Origin of the sequence: Streptomyces sp. NPDC059398 (assembly GCF_042751845.1) — a bacterium.
GTDB lineage: Bacteria > Actinomycetota > Actinomycetes > Streptomycetales > Streptomycetaceae > Streptomyces.
Genome location: NZ_JBHYWP010000076.1, coordinates 1 through 2,242, shown reverse-complemented (window position 1 = coordinate 2,242; position 2,242 = coordinate 1). Strand labels below are relative to the sequence as shown.

The following is a 2,242-nucleotide window of genomic DNA, read 5'->3' as shown; positions in this document are numbered from 1 at the left end:
GGCGGGGTGGGGGGGGCCCCCCCCGGTGGGCGCGGTTTCCCCCCCCCGCCACTCCCCCCCCCTCCCGCGCGCCCCCCGCGCCCGGGTCGCCCTGGCCCGGGTGCTCGCCCAGCGGGCCCCGCTGCTGCTGCTCGACGAGCCGACCGCCGCACTCGATCTGCGCCATCAGGAACTGGTGCTGCGGATCTGCCGGGAGCGGGCCGCCGCCGGGTGTGCGGTCGTGGTGGTCCTGCACGATCTCGGACTGGCGGCCGCCTACGCCGACCGGGCCGCCGTCCTGCACGGCGGACGGATCGCCGCCGACGGTCCGCCGTCCCGGGTCTTCACCGCGGAGTTGCTGAGCCGCGTGTACCGGCAGCCGGTCGAAGTGCTGGCCCATCCGGACACCGGAGCGCCGCTCGTCATCCCTGAACGGCAGCCACCGGGAGCGGCTTGACCTGATCATGACCATGCCGTGACGGGCTTGTGTCCGCTCTTCGCGATGTTCTCCGCAATGAGACCTGAATCACGACACGAGCGGGTATCGGTGAGGTAAGCCTCGGCTAAGTTAGGGCTGCCTCAGTCGACCTTTCACCGCGTGTGGAGCCCCTATGCGACCCGTCCGACTCTCCGTCGTCACCGCCGTCACGGCCGTGGCCGCTCTGACCGCCGTCACGGGCTGCGCCAAGAAGAGCGACGCCAAGGCGGGCGGCGACGGTGTCGTCTCCGTCACCGCGAGCGACTCCGCCTGCAAGGTTTCCACCACCGAATTCCCCGCCGGGCACGTGCAGTTCGCCCTGGAGAACAAGGGCTCCAAGGTCACCGAGGTCTATCTGCTCTTCCCGGACGACCGCATCGTCGCGGAGCGCGAGAACATAGGCCCCGGTCTGAAGCAGAGCCTGACCGCCGAGGTGAAGGCCGGTTCGTACGAGATCGCCTGCAAGCCCGGGATGAAGGGCAACGGCATCCGCCAGAAGGTCACCGTCACCGGCGGCAAGGCCGTCAAGCGTGACCCGAAGCTGGACGCCGCGGTCGCCGCGTACCGCACGTACGCCCAGGAGCAGGCGGACGGGACGCTGCCGAAGGTGAAGGTCTTCACCGACGCCATCCGCCGGGGTGATCTGGCGGCGGCCAGGAAGGCGTACGCGCCCTCGCGCATCGGCTGGGAGCGCACCGAGCCGGTCGCCGAGTCGTTCGGCGACATCGACCCGAAGACCGACACCCGCGCGGACGGCCTGGAGAAGGGCCAGAAGTGGACCGGCTGGCACCGGCTGGAGAAGTCGCTCTGGCAGGACAAGAAGATCGGCGCCACCGAGAAGTCCCTCGCCACCGAGCTGGACACCGACCTCGCCGACTGGCAGAAGCGGGTGGGCACCGCCGCGATCACCCCGACGTCGATGGCCAACGGCGCCAAGGAGCTGCTCGACGAGGTCGCCACCGGGAAGATCACCGGTGAGGAGGACCGCTACAGCCACACCGACCTGGTCGACTTCAAGGCGAACGTCGAGGGCGCCCAGCAGGCGTACGAGCTGCTGAAGCCGGTCGCGTCGAAGAACCAGCCGGCCCTGGCCAAGGAGCTGGACAAGCAGTTCACGGCGCTCAATTCGCTGCTCGACCACTACCGCGACGACAAGACCTCGTACGACTTCACGCCGTACGACAAGGTCTCCGAGGCGGACCGCAAGAAGCTGTCGGACGCCGTCAACGCCCTGGCCGAACCGCTGTCGAAGCTCGCAGCGGCCGTGGTCACCAAGTAAGCGCCCGGCACGGACAAGGCAGGAGCACCTCATGGCTGACGAGAGCGGCGCCGCTTCCCCGTCCCGGCGTTCCCTGATCGGCTGGGGCGGCGCGGGGCTCGCGATCGGGGCCGTGGCAGCGGGCGGCGCGACCGCCGCCGCGCTGCGCACCGACGACGGGACCGCCCCGGTGGCGGAGTCCGGCGCGGCGGTGCCGTTCCACGGCGCGCACCAGGCCGGGATCGCCACCGCCGTCCAGGACCGGCTGCACTTCGCGTCGTTCGACGTGACGACCGGCGACCGGGCCGAACTGGTCCAGCTGCTCAAGGACTGGACGGCGGCCGCCGCCCTGATGACCCAGGGACACACCGTGGGCGACGGCGCGTACGGCGGTCTCGCCGAGGCCCCGCCCGACGACACCGGGGAGGCGCTCGGTCCCAGGTCTCGATATGCATCCGGATACGGCGGGCCACCAGATAGGAACCGCCGGTCATCCAGGCCGCGTCGCCCTTCTCCGCCGCCCACAC

General features: G+C 71.0%; 1 protein-coding gene and 2 pseudogenes. All 3 read left to right on the top strand.

Annotation, left to right across the window (positions count from 1 at the left end; genetic code table 11):
- Positions 1–436, top strand: a pseudogene (locus tag ACFXBC_RS24370) (hypothetical protein); the annotation flags it as partial.
- Between the two features lie 154 nt (positions 437–590).
- Positions 591–1,736 (top strand): iron uptake system protein EfeO, encoded by a 1,146-nt coding sequence (efeO, locus tag ACFXBC_RS24365; RefSeq protein WP_385028210.1) that lies wholly within the window; start codon positions 591–593, stop codon positions 1,734–1,736.
- Between the two features lie 31 nt (positions 1,737–1,767).
- Positions 1,768–2,151, top strand: a pseudogene (locus ACFXBC_RS24360) (Dyp-type peroxidase domain-containing protein); the annotation flags it as partial.
- Between the last annotated feature and the right edge of the window lie 91 nt (positions 2,152–2,242).

Bases quoted from the DNA above. Each gene is read 5' to 3' on its own strand.
- efeO (WP_385028210.1), top strand. From the start codon at position 591: ATGCGACCCGTCCGACTCTCCGTCGTCACCGCCGTCACGGCCGTGGCC.